The sequence below is a fragment of the Frankia sp. Mgl5 genome (genome assembly GCF_023242985.1).
Classification (GTDB): Bacteria; Actinomycetota; Actinomycetes; order Frankiales; family Frankiaceae; genus Parafrankia; species Parafrankia soli.
On the sequence record NZ_JALKFY010000147.1, the window covers coordinates 1 to 267 of the forward strand.

At 55.1% G+C, this 267-nt stretch carries 1 pseudogene; it reads left to right on the plus strand.

Annotated elements, in window-relative coordinates:
• Nucleotides 1–267 (plus strand): annotated as a pseudogene (locus MXD62_RS08750) (transketolase); the annotation flags it as partial.

Below are 267 nucleotides of genomic sequence, written 5' to 3' on the forward strand. Positions count from 1 at the left end.
GATTTACACAATTTCCGCCAATGGGGCAGCCGCACCCCAGGACATCCGGAATTCGGTCACACTGCTGGCGTTGATGCGACGACCGGTCCGCTGGGACAAGGCATCGCGATGGCGGTGGGAATGGCGATGGCAGAACGCCATATGGCAGCTACATACAATCGCGACAATTTCAACGTGATTGATCATTATACGTACGTAATTTGCGGAGACGGAGATTTGATGGAAGGTGTGTCCAGCGAAGCTTCCTCCCTGGCGGCCCATCTGAAG